Here is a 25035-nt window from a genome sequence, read left to right as displayed (position 1 = left end):
GGGTAATTTTACTGATTGAAAATTCGCTTCCTTTGCCCGCCTGAAAACCCTGGTGCGTTGCTTCTGTAGGCAACTCCGAATAGGCTGTACGAAAATTCATCCTATGATTGGACGAAAGTACAAAACCCATGCCGGACATCGCCCCTCTGATCAAACGCTCCCTGGTCGACCAGGCCCTGGACCAACTGCGCCAGCGCATCACCCAAGGCAAATGGGCGATTGGCGAGCGCCTGCCCACCGAGCCGGAGCTGTCGGCCGAGCTGGGCATCAGCCGCAATACCGTGCGCGAGGCCATGCGGGTGCTGGCGTTCTCCGGGCTGATCGAGGTTCGCCAGGGAGACGGTAGCTACCTGCGTTCCATGACCGATCCGTTGGGGGTGATGAATGCCATGTCCCAGTGCACCCTGGAGCAGGCGCAGGAGACGCGGCAGATTCTTGAGGTCGAGGCCGTCGGCCTGGCGGCCTTGCGCCGCACCCCTGAGGATCTGCAACGCCTGCACCAAGCGCTGCGGGCCAGTGGCGAGCACTACCACGGCGACCTGGAGCACTACATCCAGTGCGACCTGGTGTTCCACAAGCGCCTGGTGGACGCGGCCCACAACCCGGCCTTGAGTGAGCTGTACCAGTACTTTTCCAGCATCGTCGGCGCCCAGTTGCGCCAGACCCTGAATATCAAGCCGCGTCGCCAGGCAGTGTTCGACCTGCATGTCGAACTGCTCAATGCCGTGGAGCAGCAGGCCCCGGAGCACGCCAAAGCCCTGTCCCGGCAGTTGATCAATGAACCTTGAACCCGAGAACGCCATGCCCCGCCCAGAAAATGCCCTTGAAGAATTGCTGATCGACGCCGAGGCCGACGACGAGGTGGTCCAGCACAGTCCGCCGCAGGTGCATCGTCCGTGGCTGTTATTACTGGGCCTGATTCTGGTGGCGTTGAACCTGCGCCCGGCGTTGTCGAGCATGGCACCGCTGCTCAGTGAAGTGTCCGCCAGCTTGGGGTTGTCGGCGGCCCAGGCCGGCCTGCTGACCACCTTGCCGGTGCTGTGCCTGGGCCTGTTTGCGCCCATGGCGCCGATCCTCGCCCGACGGTTTGGCGCCGAGCGTGTGGTGCTGGGGATTTTATTGACCCTGGCCGCCGGGATCATTCTGCGCAGCTCGTTCGGTGAGGTCGGGCTGTTCGCCGGCAGTCTGCTGGCCGGGGCCAGTATTGGCATTATCGGGGTGTTGTTGCCGGGTATCGTCAAGCGTGACTTCGCCAGGCAGGCCGGGGCCATGACGGGGGTCTACACCATGGCCCTGTGCCTGGGCGCGGCGTTGGCAGCAGGGGCCACGGTGCCGTTGAGTCATTACTTCGCAGACAGCTGGAACATCGGCCTGGGCTTCTGGATGCTGCCGGCACTGCTGGCGGCGCTGTTCTGGTTACCGCAAGTCGGGCAGAAACACGGCGCCCACCAGGTGGCGTATCGGGTCAAGGGCTTGCTGCGCGACCCGCTGGCCTGGCAGGTGACGTTGTATATGGGCCTGCAATCGTCCCTGGCTTATATCGTGTTCGGCTGGCTGCCGTCGATCCTCATCGGCCGTGGCCTGAGTGCCACTGAAGCCGGGTTGGCCCTGTCCGGCTCGATCATCGTGCAACTGGCCAGCTCCCTGGCCGCACCCTGGCTGGCCACCCGTGGCAAGGATCAACGCCTGGCCATTGTGGTGGTAATGCTGCTGACCCTCGGCGGCCTGTTCGGGTGCCTGTATGCACCGTTGGACGGTCTGTGGGGCTGGGCGATTCTGTTGGGCCTGGGCCAGGGTGGCACGTTCAGCCTGGCGCTGACCTTGATCGTGCTGCGCTCGCGCGATTCCCATGTGGCCGCCAACCTGTCGAGCATGGCCCAGGGCATCGGCTACACCCTGGCGTCCCTTGGCCCGTTCGCGGTCGGCCTGGTGCATGACTGGACCGGCGGCTGGACGGCCATTGGCTGGATTTTCGCGGTAATCGGCCTGGGTGCAATCGTCGCCGGGCTGGGCGCAGGACGTGCGCAGTATGTGCAGGTCACCAGCGAGAAACTCTAGAGATACAGCACTTCCAGGGTTGCCGAGCCATCCAGCGGGGTGTCGGTGCTCAGGTCCAGGTTCTGTCGGGCATTGATCACCGCTTCGACTTTGACCGTGCTGATCAGAACCTGAATCGCCGACGGTCCGGCGACACTGTCTTTGGTTTCGGTGAACCCCAGGTAACTGTTGGCGCCAATCTCGATGGTGTTGAGGTTGGCGGTACGCCAGGCCAGGCCGCCGGTGGTGGACTCGGTGCCGTAGATCAGCGAAGTACTGTCGACCAGCGTTTTTCTGGGATCAAACGTCATGGAATACAGCCCGATGCGATTACCACTGTTGTCGAACCCCAGCCCGTAATAGATCTCGCTGTTGACCGTGGCCGAACCGTTGCGATTGTCGCGCATGCGCAGGGCAAAGCGCGCTGGGGCATTGCAGCCGATTCTGACTTGCAACTGCTTGATCGGCAGGCGTGTGCCCTTGTCGAGGTTCAGGTCATGCTGGGAAATCTTGCCGTAGTCGATCATCCCGCCGCTGGACAGCAGCGGGGTACAGGCTGTCGGCGTGACCTGGCCTTTGACGCTCAGGTCCACGGTCGAGGCGGCCAGCGCAGGTTGCGCCGAGACCAGTAACAGCAGGGCGGGCAAAGCCAGGCAGTGCTTGTGCATAAAGAAGGTTCCAGAGGTCAGAGGTAGATGATTTCCAGGGTGCCGGAGCCGTTGATACGCACCACGTTGCGCAGGTCCATGGATTGGGTGGGGGCCAGGTAGGGCTTGATGCGCACCGTGCCGACCAGGTGTTGAGCGGCAATCGGCCCCAGGGTGCTGCCGATGCTGTCGGTAAACCCCATCAGGCTATTGGCGGCGATCGGGATCTGCCGGGCGGTGGCGCTGCTCCAGGCCTGGCCGTTGCTGGTGGAGTCGGTGCGATAGAGGGTGCCCAGGTTATCGGCGCTGAAGTCCGCCGGGTCGATGTTCAGATAGTAGCGACCGATTTTGTTGTGACTGGCATCCACGCCCAGGCCGTAGGCGGTCTCATCGGTGCCGCCGGTGGCCGAGCCGAATCGGTTGTCGTGCATCACCAGGGCGAAGCGTGCGGGGGCATCGCAATTCACGGAAAACTGCAACGTACGGGTGGGCAGCGGGGTTTCTGCAGTGGCGCTCAGGTCCTTGGCCAGCAAGGTGCCGTAATCCACCAGGCCGCCGTTGGATAACTGCGGTGTGCAAGCGACGGGGGCGAAGTGGGCGCGCAGGGTCAGTTCCCGGTAGCGTCCGCTTTGGGGGGCGTCGAAGGTGCCCGACACTTCCCAGGTGGTCGCATCGCGCACGTGGGTCGCGGCCACGTCGGCCCAGGCACTGAGGCTTACTTGCAGGGAAAAGTGCTGGCCTTGCACCGGAGTGCCGCGGACCATCGGCACCACCCCATGGCCTGGACGCCAGTTCAACGCTGTGGCGACGGTGGCGGGAGGCTGGCCGGCGCCCGGTAGTAACCCCAGCTCCACTGCCTGGCCATCCAGCACGCCATCGCTGACTTGCAGGGCGTAGTGTCCATGTTCGGTAAATTGCAGGTATTGCGCATTCGCCGCCAGGGCCCGATAGAACACACTCATATCCGCCGGTTGCGGACAGCTCAGGTTCAGGCTCAGGCGGCGTTCGCCGAGCAGGCGCTGGGGGGCGCTGTCGTTTTGTGCAAGGCGGCTCATCAGGCCCAAATCCAGCAGGGATTCACTGAGGGTCAACTGGCACTCGTCATCGGCCAGGGCATTGCCGGCAAGGCCGACGGTAAGCACGACCGCCATCAGTCGCTTTGGAGCGCGGAAAAGGCGCATGGTGATCGTCCTCATAAGGCGTTGCAGCTCGCTGGCGCGGTTTCGAAGTACACCTGGGGATCGCCCTTGGCCGACAGTTCAAACTGCAGCCGGCAGCGCTCCATCTCTGGTGCGCTGACCCACAATTCGGACTGCTCCAGCACGTTGGGCAGGAACACCTGGCCACCGTCCTGCACCAGGGTCACGAACTCGCCGCTGGCGGTACTGACAGAGGCGCCACGGGGCAGCAACGCCCCCTGCGCGGTGCGCGCGGTGAGCAACACTCGACGGGTCAAGGTCACGCCGAATTCGACCCGTTGCACGGCGCCGCGCCCGGCCGAGATCATGGTCAGGCCGTTGTTGATATCGGCGTTGCGCGGCAGCGAGCGGGTCTGCACTTCCACCGGGCTGCGGCCATAGGCGCTCACCTGGGGCACCACGGCCTGGCCTTGCCAGTCGGTCCACACCGGGCCGCTGGGCGTGCTCAGCTTGATACCGCCCATGTCGCCCAGCGCCACCACGGCAAAGGTGTCGCGCACCGCATACGGCGACAACGTGACACCGCCACCATGCAGCACCACGCCCCCCCGGGCGCTGCCCTGATAGCTCGAACGCTCGGCATCGGCGCGGCTGTAGCTGAAATCGAGTTGGCTGTAGCGGGGCAGGGCCGAGAGGCCGAGGGTGGTTTCGACCTGCTGGTCGCGGGTGTCGTGTTCGGCGCTGACGCGGTAACTCAATTGATCGTCGATCTGTTCGTTCAGCCCCAGCCCCGTGCGATGTTCGCTGCCCGAGTTGCGGACCCAGGCCCGCACGCGGCGGCTCTCGCCCAGGGGCAGGCTGACGTTCAGGTACACCGCGTTGTCCTGCTGCTGGCGCCCGCCCATCTGCCACTCGGCACTGGCCGACAATGACACCCCGCCGACGCTGGTGCCCCAGGACGCCAGGCCGCGACTGCTGCTCTCGCCGTCAGCGCTGCTCGAGCGCGAAACCCCGGCACTGAAAGCCCCCAGCCACGGGTGGGACCAGCCCAGCGTGGCGCTTTGTTGATCGCGATAACGGGAGCGCGGTTGCTGGGTGGTGTCGGGCGCGTAGGTGGCTTCTTCCAGTTCCCGATAGCCCGGTGTCCTCCAGGAATTGGCCACGCTGAACGACCATTGATCATTCAGGCGCTGGGCCCAGGACAGGTCGGTTTGCAGGCCACGGACCTTGTCCCGCGCCTGGGTATCGGCGAGCTGTGTGGACAGCTGGATCTGACTGTCCAGCCACGGCAGCCAACCCAGGCTCAGCCCCGCAGCCCGGTATTCACTGGACACCAGCACGCCGCTGCCCAGGGACAGTTGCGAGTGCACGGCACCGGTCCAGCCCGCGCTGGCGACCCACGGATCGTCGCCCTGGGCATCGCCGATATTGCGCACACGGCCCACCGCCACCGAGTACCCCGGTGCTGGCAACCCGAGGCCGAGCATGGCGGCGGGGACGGTGAAGCGTCGCTCGCCGCCGCTGCTTTCCTTGACCGTGACTTCGACGTCCGAACGCGAGTTCAGGCGCCGTACGTCCGTCAGGGAGAACGGTCCGGCGGGCACCACCGTGGAGTGAATCAACGCGCCGTTCTGCCGCACCTCGACTTGCGCCGGGCTGTTGGCAATACCGTCGATGGTCGCGCTTTGCCCCTGTGCCAGTAGAGCCTGTTCGGTCAGGACCTGGACCCCGGTGATCTGCGCACCGGATAACACCGGGTTGTAGAGGCTGATCTGCCCGGCTTGCAGCACGGCTTGATGGCTGGCAAAAGTGCGCTGGGCATAGGCCTCCAGATGGGTGCTGCGCGACAGCCCATCCTGCCAGGTCTGTACTTGGCGGCTGCGCACGATCCAGTCGCCGGCGTTGAAACCCACCTCGGTATTCGCCGAGCCAAACCGGCTGTTGCCGTCGCCGAAGCGGTTATAGAACCCTGTGAGATCGTAATTGAGCAAGCCGGCGACGCCGCCGGTTTCATAGCCCGAGACGTCTTGTTGCACCGGGCGCAATGCATCGGTCGGCACCACCAGGGACACGCTGAGGCTGGCGGGGTCCGGCTCCACCAGGCTTTGTGGGTACTGCGCGAGAAAATCATGGCAGGGCCCTTCGTCGCCGGGGATCGTCAGGTTGGCGGCGTCCAGCAAGGATCGGTCAAAACACAGTACGCCCTGTTGATCAAAACCCACCTCCAGGCGCCCACGAGGCTGGCCGTTGACCCGCAGGCTCACCGCCTGCCTGCCGGCGGCAAAGCGCGGGGCGTCCAGCAGCAGGTTGGCCAACTCTGGGTCAATGCCGCGCTGGTGCAGGGTGGTGGCGTCGAAGCCGGGCCGTGCTTCGGCCCAGGCTTTGCCCGGCAATAAGGCACAGGCCAGCAGCATCGCGGGGAAGGCAAGGCGAGCGGGAGTGTCGGGCACTGCTTCGCCGTCACGGGAGCTCAATATTGTTTTCACGAAAGGCACTCGATTGAAGGGCGTCTGTGGCGGGTCGGGAACCTCTTGTTGCTCGTCAGATGATCGGGGCTTCGTAGGCGGCAGCCGCAAAGCCGTAGACGGTGGCCGGTTGCAGTCGCACTTTAGTGGCGGGGCCGCCGCTGGCCTGCACACTCAGGGTCTCCCCGGGCAACACGTAGGTGCGAGGCAGCATGGCTTTGCCGTCACCGGGCAGCAGGCGCAGGTCCTGGGCCAGGCGCACCACATACGGGCTGTCGTTGCGCACGTGCAAGGTACTGCCCTGTTGCGACCAGGTCAGGCTGGTCCAGGGCGTGCGATTGAGGGCCAGACCCTTGGGGTGGATGATCACCGGCAGGTTCTGGCGCACCGTCACGCCGACCTGTGCGTGCCCGGCTTTGGTCGCGGAACGGCCCTGGGGCATACCTTCGAAGATCGCCCGTTTGAGCCGCTGGGTACGCAGCGGTTGTTGGCTTTGCAGGATGAAACGGACCAATTGCGATTTGTCCGGCTCCACCCGCGACAGTGGCGGCGTGACTACCAGCAGGGGTTCGGTGTCTTCGGGAATGTCTTCCAGGGTGACGTGCAACAAGGCGAGCTGGCCGTCGGTGTTGGTCACTGAAACGGCGGCCTCACCCTCGGCTTCGTAAATAATCACCACGGAGGTGTCCGGCACCATGCCGTCGGCCTGGGCCTGTGCGCCAAGCAGCAGCGACAGGGCAAGCCAGCAGGTTGCTGTTTTGAGTAAGGTTGTGGTCATGCCGGGGTCTTCCATTGGGGCAGCGTGAAGAGGTCAGAGGTAACGCAGGTCCAGCACGATGGAGCCATCGAGCGGCACCTCCTGATTCAGGGTCAGGTACTGGGTGAAGTTGATCGACGTGTCGATGCGCAATTGAGTCGTCAACTGGCCGATGAAGTCCGGCTGGCGATCTCCGGGCAGGGCAAAGCCGACATAGGATTTGGGGTACGCATTGGGTTCCGGGCGCCAGGTTTCGCCACTGTCGGTGGAGGCCAGGACCTGCATGGGCTGTGAGTCGCCCTGGGGGTTGCGATAGGACAGGGCGATGGACCCCAGGCGCTCGGCCGGGACGTGGATGTTTCGGCCCAAGCCATAGAAGAACCCAGGGGCCAGTGAGGATTGCGCGCGGTTATCGAGCCCCACCAGGGCGAACAACATCGGCCTGGTGCATTGCACCTTCAGTTCCAGCAACTGGCCCGGTAGTACGGTGAACTCGTTGGCGTTGAGGGTGTGTGCGGGAATTTTCCCATGATTAACCGTGCCGTCCTCTGACAGCGTCACGTGGCAGGCATCCGGCGTCAGCCGCCCCGTTACCGTGATATCGACAGAAGACGCGGCGAAGGCCGCTGCGCCATTCGTCAGCAAAAGCCAGATCGCCAGAAGGCGAGGGTAGGTGTTCATCGGTGGGCGCCACTGGCCGAAGTAGACACGGCCGATACGAAAGAAATACCCATGCCCGCAAGTCTCAGCCAGGCATGGGCGTCCAAGGGTTACAGGTACTTGACTTCAAGGGTGGCGGAACCATCGAGGGTGACCTCGTTGCTCAGGTCCAGGCCGTCGGTACGGGCAATGCTGGTTTCCACCACCAGTTCCGCCACCAGCTCCTGGATAGAGGCCGGCTGGGTGGCGTCATCCATGGTGGCTGCGGCCATGTACAAACCTGGATTCCAGAACTTTTCGCTGTACCAGGTATTGCCGCCGTCTGCGGATGCAATCGGCTGCATCGGTATTCCGTCGGCGACCGCGTTGCGCAGCGTCAACCCGAACCAGCCCAGTTTTTGCGTGCCGTTGATCAAGCCCAGGCCGAACTGGGCCGCAGTGGGGGACGAGCCGGCGCGGTTGTCGATGGCGTGCAGGGCAAATTGAATCGGGGCATCGCACGTGACCCCCAGGATCAGGACGTGGGTGCCGATTTGTGTGGGGCTGTCTGCATGCAAGTCTTTCGCGGAAATCTTGCCATGGTCGACGATTCCGCCATGGTCCATGTTAGGCGTACAGGCGCTGGGGACGATCAGACCCTTGACGGTCAGGTCGACGGTGGAGGCCGCGTAACTGGTGGCAGAGCCAAGCAGCAGCAGGCTGGTGGCGATGGCGGTGAACACGGGTTTCATGGGAGCGAGTTCCTTTCGATTGGGGCTGTGTGTGGCGTTACAGATAGTTGACCTGGACCGTGGCGTGCCCATCGACGGGGACTTCGTCGGTCAGGGTCAGGCCATCGGCAGGCGCAATGTGGGTGTACAGGCGGATCTCCGCGTCCAAGGCGCGGACGGCGATAGGTACCAGGTCATTGCCCCTCGCAACTGCCGTCACCAGTGTGTGGTTGAGCATATTGGTCAGTTCCCACGTCACGCCGCCGTCTCGCGAGGTAATGGTCCGTACCGGGGCACCGTCAGCTATCGGGGTGTAGAGATGAAAGGCGGACCCTCCCAGTTTCTCGCCCTCGGGCGTCATGCCCAGGCCATGCCAGTTGTCGTGGTTGGCCGAGGAGCCGGCACGGTTGTCGACAGTGTTCAGGGTGAAAAGCGTCGGTGCTTCACAGCGCACGCTCAGTAGCATGGATTGATTGGGCAGTTTGGTGTGCTGGTCGGCGTTGAGGTCCTTGGCCGACATTTTCCCGAAGTCGATGGTGCCGTCGCCTGAGATCAACGGTGCGCAGGCGCTGGGCGTAATGGTGCCTTTGACGGCGAGGTCGGTGGTGCTGGCGGCGAATGCCGCTGGTGTGAACAGCAATGTCAGTAGGAGTCTGGAGGCAAAAGCGTTCATAGACATAGGGCCCTTTATCTGGAGTGGTCCAAGCAGCGTCGACCGGTTTTAGAGGTACTTCACTTCCAGGGTTGCCGAACCGTCCAGCGCCACCTCATCGGTCAGGGTCAGCGTGTTTGCCGGGGCAATCCAGGTATTGAGCACGATCTCCACGGATGCGGTTTCGAGGGGGTGCGGCAAGTAACCGACATCCGGGACAAAGCTGCCGAAGGCAATCAACCGGTTGGGCGCGACATAGTCGTCGTCCCACTGCATGCGCCATGTGCCATCGCGAAATTGCAGCATTTGCGATGGGATGTCGGCGACGGGGTTACGCACGATCACTACATACATCCCGAGTTTTTCCGTGCCATTGATCAGCCCCAGGCCATAGCCTGAGGCATTGGTGCCGTGCGATGTACCTGCCCGATTATCGACAGGGTTAATCGCAAACAGCGTCATGGCCTCGCAATTCACAGTCAGTTGCAGGGTCTTGTCTTCAATTCGTGTTTGTGTGTCCGGGTTCAGGTCTTTGGCCGAGATTTTCCCGAAGTCGATAGCGCCCGGCACGGTGAGGGTGCAGGCGCTTGGGGTGATAAGCCCTTTGACCGTAAGGTCCACGGTGCTGGCGGCAAAGGCCGATGAGGCACTGGCGAGCAACAGGGCGGTGCCCACCAGGTTTAACGACTTGTTCATGTTCAGGTTGTTCCAGTGCAGGTTCGGCTGATAAGGCGCACACGGCAATACCTGCCCTTTGTGAAGGGTGGCTTACAAGGCGGCTTGGCTTATGGGTTTCAGGGCTGCTGCGGGGCGGCGCCTGAGCTCCCTCTTCTCGGGGTAGGCGCAATTTAGCGGGGAGACTGGGCAGGGGAAATACAACTATTACGACAATCGGCGGGAGAGGGAAATCAGTTTGGAGCGTGTCGGAATAAGTTAATTTGTTTTGTAGGAAAGTTGGTTTTTTCGTAGTTTTTGCATCGTCATGACCGCCTTCATAAGGCTACTTTTGTAGTGCGATAGCAGTCGTGTGAAGTGTTCGCACGTCCCCTGGCTGTTGCGTCAGCGTTGCCGGCCTACTACGAGCGCTGGGCGTTGCAGGACCCATCGCAATCATGAGGTGACCATGGAGACTGGCGTATTTTCCAACGCAGTGCTTTCCCGTGAACCGACACCTTCGCCTACACCGCCTGTGCACTGGCAGCACCTCAAGGTACTGGTGGTGGAAGACCACTCCGCCTACCGCATCTTAATGGGGTGGTTCCTCAAACAGCTCGGGCTGGGCCATCAATTGGTCGGCGACGGGCAGCACGGGCTGGCAGCCCTTACCGAACGGCGATTCGACCTGGTGATCAGTGATTGCCAGATGCCGCATATGGACGGCTACACCATGAGCCGTGCAATCCGTCTGCGTGAACACGCTAACGCCCAGAGGCGGGTACCGATCATTGCCTTGACCGGTAACCTGGTACATGACGACCCCCAGCGTTGCCGCGATGCAGGCATGGATGCCTGGTTGCTCAAGCCGTTGTCCCTGGGGCAATTGCATAGCGTATTGGCATTGTGGCTGCCAGGCCCGGCCGATGTGCAGGCGCCGGTGCCCGTTTCGGCACTCTGGCCGACCCGTGCCGGCCTGATTGAAACCTTTGGCGATGCTCTTGTAGTGGACCAGATGCTCGCCAGCCTGCTTTGCGAAGCCCGGGAGGACAGTGTCGGCCTGGCTCATGCGTGCCGGACTCTGAATGCGCCGTTGACCGCCGAGCGCTTGCATCGCCTGGTGGGGAGCCTGGCCTTCCTCGGGGTGGCGGACCTGGAGTTGCGAGGCATGCGCCTGATCGAGCGCGTCCATGCCCAGGGCATAGCATTGAGCGCGTTGCAGCTGGAAGCGTTCCAGGCTGACTTGCATACCTACCTCACTTACTTGGGCTCGCTGTGATGCCTTTGTCGATTTGTAGGTAAATGGAAGTCTGTGTTGAAAGTTTTTGGTGTAGGCGTTTTCTTTTTATTTTGTAGGTGTTGCCGGGCTGGCTACCAAACATTGATCGTGATGAAAAAACCGGGAGCTCAGGCAGTTGTTGAAGGGGACCGGCGCAGGTATTTTGCGCGGATTCAAGTTGCCATCATCCGTGGGTATTTATGCTTCGCGTAATTATTGCTGACGATCATCCCATTGTGCGTATCGGGCAGAGAGTGGTAATCGAGGCGAATGGTCGGTGCAAAGTCGTGGGGGAGGCCGATGGCCCCGATGAACTGCTGCGGTTGCTGGAAACCACGCCCTGCGACGTACTGGTGACCGACTTCGCTATGCCGGGCGGCCAGCAGGCTGACGGCTATGGCCTGCTGAGCCTGTTGCACCGCCAGTACCCGAGGTTGCCGGTGATTCTGGTGACCATGTTTGCCAACGTCGCCACCTTGCGCGCCTCCTTTGCCCACGGCGCACAGGCGATCGTCGCCAAAAGTGCCTCGGCCAAGGAGTTGCCCCTGGCTATCAAGACGGTGCACGCCGGCCAGACCTTTGTCAGCGAATGCCTGCGGGTGCAGTTGGTGGAGGCGGGTACGGGCGACCAGTCGCAACAGCCGCAGTTGTCCGGCAAGGAGCGCGAAGTGGTGCGCATGCTCGCCAGTGGCATGACGGTCAGTCAGATCGCCGCGCGGGTCAATCGCAGCATTTCCACCATCAGCAAACAGAAAAGCACGGCCATGAACCGCCTGTGTATTTCCACCGACGTGGATCTGTTCGCCTATGCTCGCAGCTGCGGGATGGTGCCCTAGGTATTCCGCAGATCAATGCCGATGGTGTTGCAGGCCCATGCACACTATCGTAAGTGACTTTCAACCCTTCGCCGGATGCTGCCCATGAGCGACGCCCATAACGCCCTGATCAACGAGTTCTATGGCGCCTTCCAGCGCCTGGATGCCGAGGCCATGAGTGCCTGCTACACCGAGGATGTGCTGTTCAGCGACCCGGCGTTCGGCGAATTGCGCGGGCGCGATGCCGGCGACATGTGGCGCATGCTCACCACCCGGGCCAAGGACTTTTCCCTGACCTTCGACCAGGTACACAGTGACGACAACAAAGGCAGTGCTCATTGGGTGGCGACCTACCTGTTCAGCCAGACCGGCCGCACGGTGGTCAACGATATCCAGGCGCGCTTTGTGTTTCGCGACGGCAAGATCTGCGAGCACCACGACCATTTCGACCTGTGGCGCTGGTCGCGTCAGGCCCTTGGCACCAAGGGCCTGCTGCTGGGCTGGACGCCGCTGGTGCGCAACGCGGTGCGCGGCCAGGCGTTGAAAGGGTTGAAGGCGTTCCAGGCCAGTCGTTGATAAGATTGGCGCTCTTTTCGTTTGCCAGAACCTTTTGTGAACAGCCCACCTGAACCTGTCGCGCCCAAACCCTGGTTTGTCTACCTGGTCCGGGCGGCCAATGGCGCGCTCTATTGCGGGATCAGCAACGATCCGCTGCGCCGCTTTGCGATGCACCAGAGCGGCAAGGGCGCGCGGTTTTTTCTGTCCAGCCCGGCGGTGGCGCTGGTGTATACCGAGGCTTGCGCGAGCAAGGGCGAAGCCCTGCGCCAGGAACGCCTGATAAAGAAGCTCAAGAAAAGCGCCAAGGAGTGCCTGGCCCGGGCTTATCAATCTGACTGATCAGTTCCCATCAGGCCAATGGCTAGGCCGCCGGGGTTTTGCGCGATAATCTGGCCGCTCCTTCATCTGGCGGAGTCCGGCATGTCTGAGTTGATCCTGCACCACTACCCCCAATCCCCTTTCGCGGAAAAAGCCCGCCTGCTCCTGGGCTTCAAAGGGCTGTCCTGGCATTCGGTGATCATTCCCCCGGTGATGCCCAAGCCGGACCTGACGGCCCTGACCGGCGGTTACCGCAAAACCCCGGTGCTGCAGGTGGGCGCGGATATTTATTGCGACACCGCGCTGATCGCCCGCCGCCTGGAACAGGAAAAGGCCACGCCGCCGCTGTTTCCCGAAGGCCAGGAACTGCTCAGCCAAAGTTTTGCCGCCTGGGCCGATTCAGTGGTGTTTTCCCATGCCGTGGCCCTGGTGTTCCAACCCGAATCCCTGGCCGTGAAATTTGCCAAGGTGCCACCGCAGTTGCTGCAGGTGCTGGTCGCCGACCGTAGCAAGATGTTCGGCGACGGTAGCGCCGCCCGCATGCCGCTGGAGGTGGCGCGGCACCAGTGGCCGGCAATCATTGCGCGGCTTGAGCAACAGTTGCAGCGTCAGTCAGGGGATTTCCTGTTTGGCGAACCGTCGATTGCCGACTTCGCCATGGCCCATCCGTTGTGGTTCCTCAAAGGCTCATCAGTGACCTCGCCGCTTGTGGATAACTATCCGGCTGCCAGCGCCTGGCTTGCTCGGGTGCTGGGCTTCGGGCATGGCACCGCCAGCGAGATGAATGCCGGGCAGGCCCTGGAAATCGCCCGCGATAGCGCGCCTGCGGCGTTGCCGGATGAAGTGTTTGAAGATCCCAACGGGTTCAAGGTCGGCCAGCAAGTGACCATCGCCGCGACCGACTACGGCGTCGACCCGGTGGCGGGGGAGTTGGTGTTTGCCGGTCGCGAAGAGTTGATCCTGCGCCGCGAGGATGAGCGTGGCGGCACCGTGCATGTGCACTTTCCGCGCCTGGGCTTCTTAATCCGTTAATCAAACCGCTGTAGGCGCGGGTTTGCTCGAATGCCGTTCAGTCAGGCGTAGATCCCACATTTGGTCTTCGCTGCGTTGAGCATTGCGTTCGCTTAACGGGTCGGCATTAGGGCTTGCTCGCGCCTACAGGTTCAGGGCGGACAGGATGGCATCCGGGTTGTAGTCGCGGATCTGCGTGCCATTCACGTCCACAAATGGAATCCCGCCGCCTCCCAGGGCCTCATAAGCCTTGCGTCCCTGGGCGTCCTTCTCGATGTCCACGGTCTTGTAGGGGATACCCTTCTGATCGAGGAACCGCTGGGTCTGCTTGCAGTACCCGCACCACTCGGTGCTGTACAGCGTGACCCGGGCAGTGGCGCGTACCTGCTCCGGGACGACCTGCGACGGATTGAACAGTCGCTCGATCTTGCCCCAGTTCTGGATCGCCACCACCACCAGCAACACCAGCAGGACTTTCTTCAGTACCCCGCCGAGCATCAGTTACGGCGCTTGAGCTGGTCGGTCAGTTGGGTCGGCAAGCCCTTGATGATCAGGGTGCCGGCGGCTTCGTCATACTCGATCTTGTCGCCCAGCAGGTGCGCTTCAAAGCTGATCGACAGGCCCTCGGCGCGCCCGGTGAAGCGGCGGAACTGGTTGAGGGTGCGTTTATCCGCCGGGATTTCCGGCGACAGGCCGTAATCCTTGTTGCGGATATGGTCGTAGAAGGCCTTTGGCCGATCTTCATCAATCAGGCCCGACAGTTCTTCCAGGCCCATCGGCTCGCCGAGCTTGGCCTGGCTGCTGGCGTAATCCACAAGGGTCTTGGTTTTCTCGCGGGCGGACTCGTCCGGCAGGTCTTCGCTTTCGACGAAGTCACTGAAGGCCTTGAGCAGGGTGCGAGTCTCGCCCGGACCGTCGACGCCTTCCTGGCAGCCGATAAAGTCGCGGAAGTACTCCGAGACCTTCTTGCCGTTCTTGCCCTTGATAAACGAGATGTACTGTTTGGACTGCTTGTTGTTCTGCCATTCGGACACGTTGATGCGTGCCGCCAGGTGCAACTGGCCCAGGTCCAGGTGGCGCGAGGGCGTCACGTCCAGCTCGTCGGTCACCGCCACGCCTTCGCTGTGGTGCAGCAGGGCGATGGCCAGGTAGTCGGTCATGCCCTGTTGATAGTGGGCAAACAACACGTGGCCGCCGACGGAGAGGTTGGACTCCTCCATCAGTTTTTGCAGATGCTCCACGGCAATCCGGCTGAAGGCGGTGAAATCCTTGCCGCCTTCGAAGTATTCCTTCAACCAGCCACTGAACGGGTGCGCGCCGGACTCGGCATGGAAGAAACCCCAGGCCTTGCCTTGTTTGGCGTTATAGCTCTCGTTGAGGTCGGCGAGCATGTTCTCGATGGCGGCGGACTCGGCCAATTCGGAGTCACGGGCGTGGAGAACTGCGGGCGTGCCGTCGGGTTTTTTGTCGATCAGGTGGACGATGCAATGACGGATCGGCATGGGCTTCTCGGCTGGTTGAGCGGGAGCGGTTGGCCTCCCGGAAAAAGTCGCCAGTGTACCGCACCCGTTGGTCGCGGCGTCGTTTGAAGCGGTTTCGGGAGGCCTCTGACGGGTCATATGCCTTTTTTTCACGGTTTAGAGCGATAAAGCTGACCAAATGGGTAGGTAGAAGCGGATATTTCCCCGTCTCTGTGCTAGTTTTGCCCGGTCTTACGCGATGTATCGGCGTTAAGCGTGCATTCAGCATTTGTCAGGTCGAACCAAACCCCGTTTCAGGCATCTATAACCCCGATCTCTCGCGGTTATGGCCAGGGGTGCCAGGCCATGACGGTCGGGCTCGATGGCTGACACTGCACTCTGCAATCCAAATGAATTTGATAGGGAAGGAACACCACAATGGCTTTGACTAAAGACCAACTGATCGCTGATATCGCCGAATCCACTGATACCACCAAGGTTCAAGTACGTGCCGTACTGGAGCAACTGGCTCAGATCGTTGGTGACCAGCTGGACAACGGCGGCGAAATCACTCTGCCAGGTGTTGGCAAGCTGAAAGTGACCGAGCGTCCAGCCCGTACCGGCCGTAACCCTTCGACTGGCGCTGCCATCGAAATCGCTGCGAAGAAAGTGATCAAGCTGGTTGTGGCCAAAGGCCTGACCGACTCGATCAACAAGTAAGACGCAGCAAAAAAAAACCGTGCACCGGAGCGATCCGGGCACGGTTTTTTGTTGCCTGCGATTTACCTCTAGCGCACCCAGCGCTGGCGCCAGATCTGCTGCTCGTTCTTGGTCTGGAAGGTCCAGGCCACAAAACGGCTCTGTTTCTGGCCCTGGGACATCTCCACTACCTGGCTTTCCAGGGCACCGGCTTTTTTCAGCGCGGTCTCGATGGCAGGCAGGTTGGAGGCTTTTGACACCAGGGTGCTGAACCACAGCACTTTATGGGCGAAATGCGCGCTTTCGGCGATCAATTGCGTGACAAACCGCGCTTCGCCGCCCTCACACCATAGCTCTGCCGACTGGCCGCCGAAGTTCAGTACCGGCAACTTGCGCTTGGGGTCGGCCTTGCCCAGGGCGCGCCACTTCCGCTCGCTGCCTTTGGTCGCTTCGTCCATGGAGGCATGGAACGGCGGGTTGCACATGGTCAGGTCAAAACGCTCACCCGGCTCCAGCAGCCCCTGCAGAATATGTTTCGGGTTGGTTTGCAGGCGCAGTTGGATGACCTTGCTCAGGTCGTTGGACTGCACGATGGCCTTGGCGGCCGCCACGGCGGTAGGGTCAATCTCGGAACCGAGGAAATTCCAGCGGTAATCCATGTAGCCGATCAGCGGGTAGACGCAGTTGGCGCCCATGCCGATGTCCAGCACCTTGACGATCGAGCCACGGGGGATCTTGCCGTCGTTGACACTGGCCAGCAGGTCGGCGAGGAAGTGCACGTAGTCGGCACGCCCTGGCACCGGTGGGCACAGGTAGTCAGCCGGGATATCCCAGTGCTGCACGCCATAGAACGCCTTGAGCAGCGCCCGGTTGAACACCCGCACCGCGTCCGGGCTGGCGAAGTCGATGCTTTCCTTGCCGTAGGGGTTGAGGATCACGTACTGGGCCAGTTCCGGCGTAGTCTTGATCAGCGCCGGGAAGTCGTAACGGCCCTGGTGGCGGTTGCGCGGATGCAGAGTGGCCTCTTTGCGTGGCACCACGGGCTTGGCTGTGGCGGCGGTTTTCGGCTTCTTGCGGGGCGGTTTGGGTGTGCTGGGGGCGGTCATGATGATTCTGGTGTTGGCTCAAAGTGGCGGCCATTGTCACACATCCTGAGCCCGCCCCGGGCAAATGTGGGAAGCGGGGTGTTTTCCAGGGCCAAAAAAAAGAGACCCGAAGGTCTCTTTTTTTACGCGGGTTGCCTCTTACAGGCTGGAAATCCGCGCACGTTGCTCCGCCAGCTTGCCCAACGCCTGTTCGGCCTCGGCCAGCTTGGCGCGTTCCTTGTCGATGACTTCGGCCGGGGCCTTGTCCACGAAGGCTGCATTGGACAGCTTGCCGCCCACGCGCTGCACTTCGCCCTGCAGGCGCAGGATTTCCTTGTCCAGGCGCGCCAGCTCGGCACCTTTGTCGATCAGGCCGGCCATCGGCACCAGCACTTCCATCTCGCCGACCAGTGCGGTGGCAGACAGCGGTGCTTCGGCGCCGTCAGCCAATACGGTGATCGACTCCAGCTTCGCCAGCTTCTTGAGCAGGGCGTCATTCTCGGTGAGACGGCGCTGGTCCTCGGCACTGGCGTTCTTCACGAACACCGCCAAAGGCTTGCCTGGGCCGATGTTCATCTCGGCGCGGATATTGCGCGTGCCGAGCATCAGGGTCTTGAGCCATTCGATATCGCTTTCGGCAGCCTCGTCGATGCGTGCTTCATTGGCCACTGGCCAAGGTTGCAGCATGATGGTCTTGCCTTCGATACCGGCCAGCGGCGCCAGGCGCTGCCAGATTTCTTCGGTGATGAACGGCATGAACGGATGCGCCAGGCGCAATGCCACTTCCAGCACGCGCACCAGGGTGCGACGGGTACCGCGCTGGCGCTCGACCGGCGCGTTCTCGTCCCACAGCACCGGCTTGGAGAGTTCCAGGTACCAGTCGCAATACTGGTTCCAGATGAACTCGTACAAGGCCTGGGCGGCCAGGTCGAAACGGAACTGGTCGAGTTGGCGGGTCACTTCGGCTTCGGTGCGCTGCAGCTGCGAGATGATCCAGCGATCAGCCAGGGACAGCTCAAAGGCTTCGCCGTTCTGGCCGCAGTCTTCGCCCTTGTCCAGCACGTAGCGCGCTGCGTTCCAGATCTTGTTGCAGAAGTTGCGATAGCCTTCGACGCGACCCATGTCGAACTTGATGTCGCGACCGGTGGACGCCAGCGAGCAGAAGGTGAAACGCAGGGCGTCGGTGCCGTAGCTGGCGATGCCGTCGGCGAACTCGTCGCGGGTCTGCTTCTCGATCTTTTTCGCCAGTTTTGGCTGCATCATGCCCGAAGTGCGTTTCTGCACCAGGGTTTCCAGGTCGATACCGTCGATGATATCCAGCGGGTCCAGGACGTTGCCCTTGGACTTGGACATCTTCTGGCCCTGGCCATCACGTACCAGGCCGTGTACGTACACGGTCTTGAACGGTACCTGCGGGGTGCCGTCTTCATTCTTCACCAAGTGCATGGTGAGCATGATCATCCGGGCAACCCAGAAGAAAATGATGTCGAAGCCGGTGACCAGCACGTCGGTGGAGTGGAATTTTTTCAGGAACTCGGTCTGTTGCGGCCAGCCCAGGGTGGAGAACGTCCACAAGCCCGAGCTGAACCAGGTGTCGAGTACGTCGTTGTCCTGTTGCAACGCGACGTCCGGACCCAGATTGTTCTTGGCGCGTACTTCGGCTTCGTCGCGGCCGACATAGACCTTGCCCGACTCGTCGTACCAGGCCGGAATGCGATGGCCCCACCACAACTGACGGCTGATGCACCAATCCTGGATGTCACGCATCCATGAGAAGTACATGTTTTCGTACTGTTTAGGCACGAACTGGATACGGCCGTCTTCCACAGCCGCGATTGCCGGCTCGGCCAGCGGCTTGGTGGACACGTACCATTGGTCGGTCAGCCACGGCTCGATCACGGTGCCGGAACGGTCGCCTTTTGGCACTTTCAGGGCGTGGTCGTCAACGCTGACCAGCAGGCCAGCGGCGTCGAAGGCGGCAACGATCTGCTTACGCGCTTCGAAACGGTCAAGACCGGCGTATTCGGCCGGGATCCTGCCGTCGATGCTGTCGTTCAGCGTACCGTCCAGGTTGAACACCTGGCAGGCCGGCAATACGGCGGCGTTCTTGTCGAAGATGTTGAGCAGCGGCAGGTTATGGCGCTTGCCGACTTCATAGTCATTGAAATCGTGGGCCGGGGTGATTTTCACGCAGCCGGTGCCGAATTCAGGGTCGCAGTAGTCGTCCGCGATGATCGGGATGCGGCGGCCTACCAGCGGCAGCTCGACGAACTTGCCGATCAGCGCCTGGTAGCGCTCGTCGTTCGGGTTAACCGCTACGGCAGCGTCGCCGAGCATGGTTTCCGGACGGGTGGTAGCGACGATCAGGTAGTCGTTGCCTTCGGCGGTCTTGGCGCCGTCGGCCAGCGGGTACTTGAGGTTCCACAGGAAACCCTTCTCGTCGTGGTTTTCCACTTCAAGGTCGGAAATCGCTGTGTGCAGCTTGGTGTCCCAGTTGACCAGGCGCTTGCCACGGTAGATCAGGCCATCTTCATGCAGGCGCACGAAGGCTTCCTTGACCGATTCCGACAGGCCATCGTCCATGGTGAAGCGCTCGCGGCTCCAATCCACCGACGAGCCGAGACGACGGATCTGACGGCTGATATTGCCGCCGGAATGGTCTTTCCATTCCCAGATCTTCTCCAGGAACTTCTCGCGCCCCAGGTCGTGACGGTTTTGGCCGGTGGCTTCCAGTTGGCGCTCTACCAGCATCTGGGTGGCGATACCCGCGTGGTCGGTGCCTGGCTGCCACAGGGTGTTGCGGCCCTGCATACGGCGGAAACGGATCAACGCATCCATGATCGCATTGTTGAAGCCATGGCCCATGTGCAGGCTGCCAGTGACGTTCGGCGGCGGAATCATGATGGTGTAGGACTCGCCCGCACCTTGCGGAGCGAAATAATTCTCGGACTCCCAGGTCTGGTACCAGGAAGTTTCAATAGCGTGCGGCTGGTAGGTCTTATCCATGCGCGGCGGGACCCTAGTTGGCATTTATTCAGGAAAGCCGGCAAGTATAACGAGGGATAGGGGAGAGGGCGAGACGAAGAGAGGGGCTAAGGCTGGCGCGGGTCAAATGTAGGAGCGGGCTTGCCCGCTCCTACAGGGGATATCTATGTGGCTTAGGACTGGTACTGGCTAAGCAACCGCTCCATCCGCGCATCCATCCGGCGCTTGATCTCGGTTTCGATATGCGGGGCAAAGTCGTCGATCACGTCCTGCATGATCAATTGCGCAGCGGCGCGCAGTTCGTTGTCCAGGTGCAGCAACAGGGCATCGGGGGCTTTTTCGACGGCGGGCGCTGCCTGGACGACGGGCGGCTCGACTGGCGCGGCGACGGCTGGCTTGGCGCCGACCGTATCGAACAGCAGGGGGATCTGTACCTCTTCTGCGACAGTATCGGTCAGCAGCGGCGGTTGCAGGTTGTCATCACCCAGCAACTGGCGGATCGACTCGAGGTCGTCCAGCAGGTGGTCAGACGGTTTTAGCGGATTTGAAGTGTCCATCATGTGCTCAGAGTCGCTGTAATCGGTGATCTTGCAGAGAATAGCCCTGTTCGCGGTAGAAACGGAAACTCTCACGCGCGGCCTGACGAATAGCCGGATCTTCCACCACCACTTCCGCGACCCGGGCAAACCCCTTGGCGAAGGCTGGCACTTTCAGGTCCAGGTTGACCAGCAGGTCATGGTGATCGCCACAACTGTCGCCCACACCCAGCACCACCTGGCTGTCCGGCTCCGATTCTGCGGGGCCGTGGGGCACAAAGCTCTCGCCCTTGAAGCGCCACAGGCGGGCATCGAGGTCGTCACGCTGGGCGGCATCGCTGCAGTGCAGGTAGATGCGGTGGCCCATGCGCCAGGCCTTTTCCGTGAGTTTGCAGGCAAAGTCCAGGCGAGCCGACGGATCGGCGCTGGGCAATATATAGAAGTCGACTTGGGTCATTACATTTCCAGGCAGGCACGCAAAAACCTGTAGGAGCCTGTAAATCGGCTCCTACAGAGTTGCGTTTAGGCTTTGGCGCGATCCAGCAGGTACTGGGTCAGCAACGGCACCGGACGGCCGGTAGCGCCTTTGTCCTTGCCACCGCTGGTCCAGGCGGTGCCGGCGATATCCAGGTGGGCCCAGTTGAAGTTCTTGGCAAAACGCGACAGGAAGCACGCCGCCGTGATGGTGCCGGCCTTTGGCCCGCCAATGTTGGCGATGTCGGCGAACGGGCTGTCCAGTTGCTCCTGGTACTCATCGAACAGGGGCAACTGCCAGGCGCGGTCGTCGGCCGCCTTGCCGGCGCTGAGCAATTGCTCGACCAGCTCGTCGTTGTTGCCCAGCAGGCCCGAGGTGTGGGAGCCGAGAGCGACGATGCAGGCGCCGGTCAGGGTGGCGATATCAATCACTGCCTGGGGCTTGAAGCGCTCGGCGTAGGTCAGGGCATCGCACAGCACCAGGCGGCCTTCGGCGTCGGTGTTGAGGATTTCCACGGTCTGGCCGCTCATGGTGGTCACGATATCGCCTGGGCGGGCAGCACCGCCGCTCGGCATGTTTTCGGCACAGGCCAGGATGCACACCAGGTTGATCGGCAGCTTGAGCTCCAGCACGGCGCGCAGGGTACCGAACACACTGGCGGCGCCGCCCATGTCGTACTTCATCTCGTCCATGCCGGCACCCGGCTTGAGGCTGATGCCGCCGGTGTCGAAGGTGATGCCTTTACCGACCAGGGCGAACGGTTTGTCGGCCTTCTTGCCGCCGTTGTATTGCATGACGATCAGGCGGGGCGGCTGGTCGCTGCCCTGGCCCACGGCATAGAACGAGCCCATGCCCAGTTCTTTGATCTTCTTCTCGTCGAGGACTTCGACTTTCAGGCCCTTGAATTCTTTGCCCAAGGCCTTGGCCTGTTCACCGAGGTAGGTCGGGTGGCAGATGTTTGGTGGCATATTGCCCAGGTCGCGGGTGAACGCCATGCCCGCAGCGATGGCCTGGGCGTGGGTGGTGGCGCGCTGTACTTCAGCCTGGGCGGCCTTGATGGTCAGCAGGGTGATTTTCTTCAGGGCGCGGGGTTCGGCTTTCTGGCTCTTGAACTGTTCGAACGTGTAACCACCGTCCAGCAGGGTTTCGGCCAACAGGCGGGTCTTGCCGTAGCTGTCGCGGCCCTTGACCACGATTTCGTCCAGCGCCAGTGCCGCATCGCTGCCGCCCAGGCCCTTGAGGGTGTTGAGGATGGCGCTGATGATCTTGCGGAACGGGCGGTCGCCCAGTTCGGCATCCTTGCCCACACCCACCAGCAATACGCGGTCGGCTTTGAGGTTCGGCAGGCCTTGCAACAGCAGGCTTTGCCCGACTTTGCCGGCCAGGTCGCCACGCTTGAGCACCGCGCTGATGGCGCCACCGCTCAGTTCATCGACTTGTTTGGCGGCCGCGCCGAGCTTGCGGCCTTCGCCGATGGCGACCACGAGGGTGGCGGTCTTCAACGTTTCGGGGCTAACGCTTTTTACAACCAATTCCATGTTCGGGTCCCTTATATAAGGTCAAAGAGCCTGGAGTCTGTACTCCGGCCTGTGGGCTGGGCCGCCTGTAGACGGCCGCGACAAAGCCCGCAGTTTGTACCGCGTCGCCCGAGCCTGACAACCCTTGACGCCAGCTTTGTGCATGGGTGTGAGCAAGCTCCGTGACAGGCGCGGACAATCACAGGATAATGCGCCATCTTTTTCGCCGGCCCGTGTCAACGGGGCGACTTGATATGCTTGCTTGTTTGGCCGCCTTAGCCTGACAACCCTGGAGTGTCTGGTTTGATCGTCTTCCGTTATCTGTCCCGCGAAGTTCTGCTGACCCTGAGTGCCGTGAGTGCGGTACTGCTGGTCATCATCATGAGTGGTCGTTTCGTCAAATACCTGGCCCAGGCCGCCTCGGGTGCCCTGGATCCGGGCTCGTTGTTCCTGATCATGGGGTTCCGCCTGCCTGGCTTCTTGCAACTGATCCTGCCCCTGGGCCTGTTTCTCGGGATCCTGCTGGCCTATGGCCGGCTCTACCTCGAAAGCGAGATGACCGTGCTGTCGGCCACCGGCATGAGCCAGCAGCGTCTGCTGGCCATGACCATGGTCCCGGCCACCGGCGTAGCGCTGGTGGTGGCCTGGCTGAGCCTGAGCCTGGCGCCCCAGGGCGCCATGCAATTCCAACTGGTGCTCAACAAACAGGACGCGATGACCGAGTTCGACACCCTCGAACCGGGGCGCTTCCAGGCGCTCAACGACGGCACCCGCGTAACCTACACCGAGCGCATGACCGACGATCGGGCCAACCTCGGCGGTGTGTTCATCTCCGAGAAGCGCCTGGGCCAGGACAAGAAAGACCGAGGCATTTCCGTGCTGGTGGCCGATAGCGGGCGCCAGGAAGTGCGTCCGGACGGCAGCCGCTACCTGATCCTGGAAAACGGCTACCGCTACGACGGCAGCCCCGGCCAGGCCGACTACCGTGCCATCAAGTACGACACCTACGGGGTCATGCTGGCCCGGCCGGATGTGAGCAACGAGGTCACCGACCGCGATGCCATCCCGACCTCAGCCCTGATCGGCAGCAAGCAACTGCGCTCGATTGCCGAGCTGCAATGGCGTATTTCCCTGCCACTGCTGGTGTTTATCGTCACCTTGATGGCGGTGCCGCTGTCCCGGGTCAACCCGCGCCAGGGCCGCTTCCTCAAGCTGCTGCCGGCGATCCTGCTGTACATGGCCTACCTGACCATCCTGATTTCCGCCCGTGGCTCCCTGGAGAAGGGCAAGCTGTCGCCGACCCTGGGGCTGTGGTGGGTCCACGGCATCTTCCTGGTAATTGGCCTGGGCCTGCTGTATTGGGAACCGATTCGCTTGAAAATGCAGAGCCGTCGCGGCATGAAGGAGATGGCTCGTGGGTAAGTTGGATCGCTACATCGGTAGCAGCGTACTGGTCGCCATCCTGGCGGTATTGGGCATCATCCTCGGCCTGGCGTCGTTGTTTGCCTTCATTGATGAAGTGGGCAACGTCACCGATACCTATACGGTCACTGACGTACTGAGCTACGTGGCGCTGACCGCGCCGCGCCGGCTCTACGACATGATGCCGATGGCCGCACTGATCGGCTGCCTGATCGGCCTGGGCAGCCTGGCCAGCAACAGCGAGCTGACCATCATGCGCGCCGCGGGGGTGTCCATTGCCCGTATCGTCTGGGCGGTGATGAAACCCATGCTGCTGCTGATGGCCACCAGCGTATTGATCGGCGAATACGTGGCGCCACCGGCGGAAACCACCGCCCAGGCCAACCGTGCGCTGGCCCAGGGCTCGGGCGACGCGCAGAGCTCCAAGCGGGGCCTGTGGCACCGCCAGGGCGATGAATTTATCCACATCAACGCCGTGCAACCCGGTGGCCTGCTGGTGGGTGTGACCCGCTATCGCTTTGATGAAGAGCGCCACATGCTGTCGTCGAGCTTTGCCAAACGGGCACAGTTCAATGACAACCAGTGGGTGCTGAGCGATGTCACCACTACCCATTTCCGCAACCCCGGCAAAGGCACCGAGGCCAGCACCGAGGTGATCAACGAGCCGACACAGACCTGGGACATCGCCCTCAAGCCGGAACTGCTCAATACCGTGGTGATGATCCCGGAAAGCCTGCCGATCTCCGGTTTGTGGAGCTACATCCACTACCTCAAGGACCAGGGCCTGAACAACGGCCGCTACTGGCTGGCATTTTGGGTCAAGGTGTTGCAGCCGGTGGTGACGGCTGCCCTGGTGCTGATGGCGATTTCGTTTATTTTCGGCCCGTTGCGCTCGGTAACCCTGGGCCAGCGAGTATTTACCGGGGTATTGGTCGGTTTCACCTTCCGCATTGCCCAGGACCTGCTGGGGCCGTCGAGCCTGGTATTCGGCTTCTCGCCGCTGTTTGCGGTGCTGGTGCCGACCGGCATCTGTGCCCTGGCCGGGTTCTGGCTGCTGCGGCGGGCCGGTTGATCCGCGGTTGTTGAACAAAAAATGCCCCATTCGCAAGAACGGGGCATTTTTGTTATTGGTCGTCAAAGATGACGTCTGGCCT

25 protein-coding genes are annotated in these 25035 nt (G+C 62.0%); 10 read left to right on the top strand and 15 right to left on the bottom strand.

Annotated features, from left to right (window positions below; translation table 11 throughout):
• Window positions 1-128 precede the first annotated feature (128 nt).
• The gene (locus tag HU773_RS22750; protein ID WP_186625894.1) at window positions 129-788 is read left to right on the top strand and encodes a FadR/GntR family transcriptional regulator; all 660 of its coding nucleotides are present in this window, start codon (window positions 129-131) and stop codon (window positions 786-788) included.
• Window positions 778-2058, top strand: a complete 1281-nt coding sequence (locus tag HU773_RS22745) for a CynX/NimT family MFS transporter (RefSeq protein ID WP_057438249.1) — start codon at window positions 778-780, stop codon at window positions 2056-2058. The genes HU773_RS22750 and HU773_RS22745 overlap by 11 nt, the downstream gene beginning before the upstream one ends.
• Here HU773_RS22745 and HU773_RS22740 read toward each other — a convergent pair.
• From HU773_RS22740 to HU773_RS22705, 8 genes are all read right to left on the bottom strand, one after another.
• Window positions 2055-2705, bottom strand: a complete 651-nt coding sequence (locus HU773_RS22740; protein ID WP_169959725.1) for a DUF1120 domain-containing protein — start codon at window positions 2703-2705, stop codon at window positions 2055-2057. The genes HU773_RS22745 and HU773_RS22740 overlap by 4 nt on opposite strands.
• Window positions 2706-2722: 17 nt before the next feature.
• The gene (locus HU773_RS22735) at window positions 2723-3865 is read right to left on the bottom strand and encodes a DUF1120 domain-containing protein (RefSeq protein ID WP_057958540.1); all 1143 of its coding nucleotides are present in this window, start codon (window positions 3863-3865) and stop codon (window positions 2723-2725) included.
• Window positions 3866-3876: 11 nt separating this feature from the next.
• Entirely contained in the window at window positions 3877-6309 is a 2433-nt protein-coding gene (locus HU773_RS22730) for a fimbria/pilus outer membrane usher protein (RefSeq protein ID WP_225923820.1), read from the bottom strand.
• A gap of 55 nt (window positions 6310-6364) precedes the next feature.
• On the bottom strand, window positions 6365-7066 hold the full coding sequence (locus tag HU773_RS22725; protein WP_186625893.1) for a fimbria/pilus chaperone family protein: 702 nt from the start codon (window positions 7064-7066) through the stop codon (window positions 6365-6367).
• A gap of 33 nt (window positions 7067-7099) precedes the next feature.
• A complete protein-coding gene (locus HU773_RS22720; RefSeq protein ID WP_115128933.1) occupies window positions 7100-7726 on the bottom strand; it encodes a DUF1120 domain-containing protein in 627 nt (208 codons plus the stop codon).
• An 89-nt stretch (window positions 7727-7815) separates the two neighbouring features.
• Window positions 7816-8436 carry a DUF1120 domain-containing protein gene (locus HU773_RS22715; protein WP_186625892.1) on the bottom strand — a complete coding sequence of 207 codons (621 nt, stop codon included), beginning with the start codon at window positions 8434-8436 and terminating at the stop codon, window positions 7816-7818.
• A gap of 37 nt (window positions 8437-8473) precedes the next feature.
• Entirely contained in the window at window positions 8474-9088 is a 615-nt protein-coding gene (locus tag HU773_RS22710; protein WP_115128931.1) for a DUF1120 domain-containing protein, read from the bottom strand.
• Window positions 9089-9136: 48 nt separating this feature from the next.
• Window positions 9137-9763 carry a DUF1120 domain-containing protein gene (locus HU773_RS22705; RefSeq protein ID WP_057438259.1) on the bottom strand — a complete coding sequence of 209 codons (627 nt, stop codon included), beginning with the start codon at window positions 9761-9763 and terminating at the stop codon, window positions 9137-9139.
• Between the two features lie 427 nt (window positions 9764-10190).
• Between HU773_RS22705 and HU773_RS22700 the strand changes: the two genes are divergently transcribed.
• The 5 genes from HU773_RS22700 to HU773_RS22680 all read left to right on the top strand — a co-directional run bounded on the left by HU773_RS22700 (window position 10191) and on the right by HU773_RS22680 (window position 13723).
• Complete coding sequence (locus tag HU773_RS22700) at window positions 10191-11000, top strand: response regulator (RefSeq protein ID WP_186625891.1); 810 nt, start codon at window positions 10191-10193, stop codon at window positions 10998-11000.
• 200 nt (window positions 11001-11200) lie between these two features.
• Window positions 11201-11836, top strand: coding sequence for a response regulator (locus HU773_RS22695; RefSeq protein ID WP_057438263.1), 636 nt, complete (start codon window positions 11201-11203; stop codon window positions 11834-11836).
• A gap of 84 nt (window positions 11837-11920) precedes the next feature.
• The gene (locus HU773_RS22690) at window positions 11921-12391 is read left to right on the top strand and encodes a nuclear transport factor 2 family protein (protein ID WP_057444437.1); all 471 of its coding nucleotides are present in this window, start codon (window positions 11921-11923) and stop codon (window positions 12389-12391) included.
• A gap of 36 nt (window positions 12392-12427) precedes the next feature.
• Window positions 12428-12712: a GIY-YIG nuclease family protein gene (locus HU773_RS22685; protein ID WP_057444436.1), complete on the top strand. Its 285-nt coding sequence runs from the start codon at window positions 12428-12430 to the stop codon at window positions 12710-12712.
• Window positions 12713-12793: 81 nt separating this feature from the next.
• Window positions 12794-13723 (top strand): glutathione S-transferase family protein, encoded by a 930-nt coding sequence (locus HU773_RS22680; protein WP_057438265.1) that lies wholly within the window; start codon window positions 12794-12796, stop codon window positions 13721-13723.
• Window positions 13724-13846: 123 nt separating this feature from the next.
• Here HU773_RS22680 and HU773_RS22675 read toward each other — a convergent pair whose 3' ends face one another.
• Window positions 13847-14200: a glutaredoxin family protein gene (locus HU773_RS22675; protein WP_057438267.1), complete on the bottom strand. Its 354-nt coding sequence runs from the start codon at window positions 14198-14200 to the stop codon at window positions 13847-13849.
• Complete coding sequence (gene yejK, locus HU773_RS22670) at window positions 14200-15204, bottom strand: nucleoid-associated protein YejK (RefSeq protein ID WP_038443112.1); 1005 nt, start codon at window positions 15202-15204, stop codon at window positions 14200-14202. The genes HU773_RS22675 and yejK overlap by 1 nt, the downstream gene beginning before the upstream one ends.
• Before the next feature lie 396 nt (window positions 15205-15600).
• On the opposite strand from yejK, the gene HU773_RS22665 reads away from it, so the two are divergent.
• Complete coding sequence (locus HU773_RS22665; protein ID WP_038443110.1) at window positions 15601-15882, top strand: HU family DNA-binding protein; 282 nt, start codon at window positions 15601-15603, stop codon at window positions 15880-15882.
• Window positions 15883-15950: 68 nt separating this feature from the next.
• Here the strand turns inward: HU773_RS22665 and rlmF are convergent, their stop codons facing one another.
• The 5 genes from rlmF to HU773_RS22640 form a co-directional block, all read right to left on the bottom strand.
• Complete coding sequence (gene rlmF, locus HU773_RS22660; protein WP_186625890.1) at window positions 15951-16967, bottom strand: 23S rRNA (adenine(1618)-N(6))-methyltransferase RlmF; 1017 nt, start codon at window positions 16965-16967, stop codon at window positions 15951-15953.
• Window positions 16968-17105: 138 nt separating this feature from the next.
• Entirely contained in the window at window positions 17106-19952 is a 2847-nt protein-coding gene (locus tag HU773_RS22655; protein WP_186625889.1) for a valine--tRNA ligase, read from the bottom strand.
• Window positions 19953-20104: 152 nt separating this feature from the next.
• The gene (locus HU773_RS22650) at window positions 20105-20488 is read right to left on the bottom strand and encodes a DNA polymerase III subunit chi (protein ID WP_186625888.1); all 384 of its coding nucleotides are present in this window, start codon (window positions 20486-20488) and stop codon (window positions 20105-20107) included.
• A 7-nt stretch (window positions 20489-20495) separates the two neighbouring features.
• Window positions 20496-20924, bottom strand: a complete 429-nt coding sequence (locus tag HU773_RS22645) for a DNA polymerase III subunit chi (protein ID WP_057438270.1) — start codon at window positions 20922-20924, stop codon at window positions 20496-20498.
• Between the two features lie 65 nt (window positions 20925-20989).
• Window positions 20990-22480, bottom strand: coding sequence for a leucyl aminopeptidase (locus HU773_RS22640; RefSeq protein ID WP_057438272.1), 1491 nt, complete (start codon window positions 22478-22480; stop codon window positions 20990-20992).
• Between the two features lie 282 nt (window positions 22481-22762).
• Here HU773_RS22640 and lptF point away from each other — a divergent pair, with 282 nt between their 5' ends.
• Both lptF and lptG read left to right on the top strand, forming a co-directional pair.
• A complete protein-coding gene (gene lptF / locus HU773_RS22635) occupies window positions 22763-23881 on the top strand; it encodes an LPS export ABC transporter permease LptF (protein WP_057958552.1) in 1119 nt (372 codons plus the stop codon).
• Window positions 23874-24953: an LPS export ABC transporter permease LptG gene (gene lptG / locus HU773_RS22630; RefSeq protein ID WP_186625887.1), complete on the top strand. Its 1080-nt coding sequence runs from the start codon at window positions 23874-23876 to the stop codon at window positions 24951-24953. Before lptF ends, lptG begins: the two co-directional genes overlap by 8 nt.
• Window positions 24954-25035: the final 82 nt, after the last annotated feature.

The sequence above is a fragment of the Pseudomonas shahriarae genome, from assembly GCF_014268455.2.
In the GTDB taxonomy this organism is placed as follows: domain Bacteria; phylum Pseudomonadota; class Gammaproteobacteria; order Pseudomonadales; family Pseudomonadaceae; genus Aquipseudomonas; species Aquipseudomonas shahriarae.
This window is presented reverse-complemented; position numbering and strand designations above follow the sequence as displayed.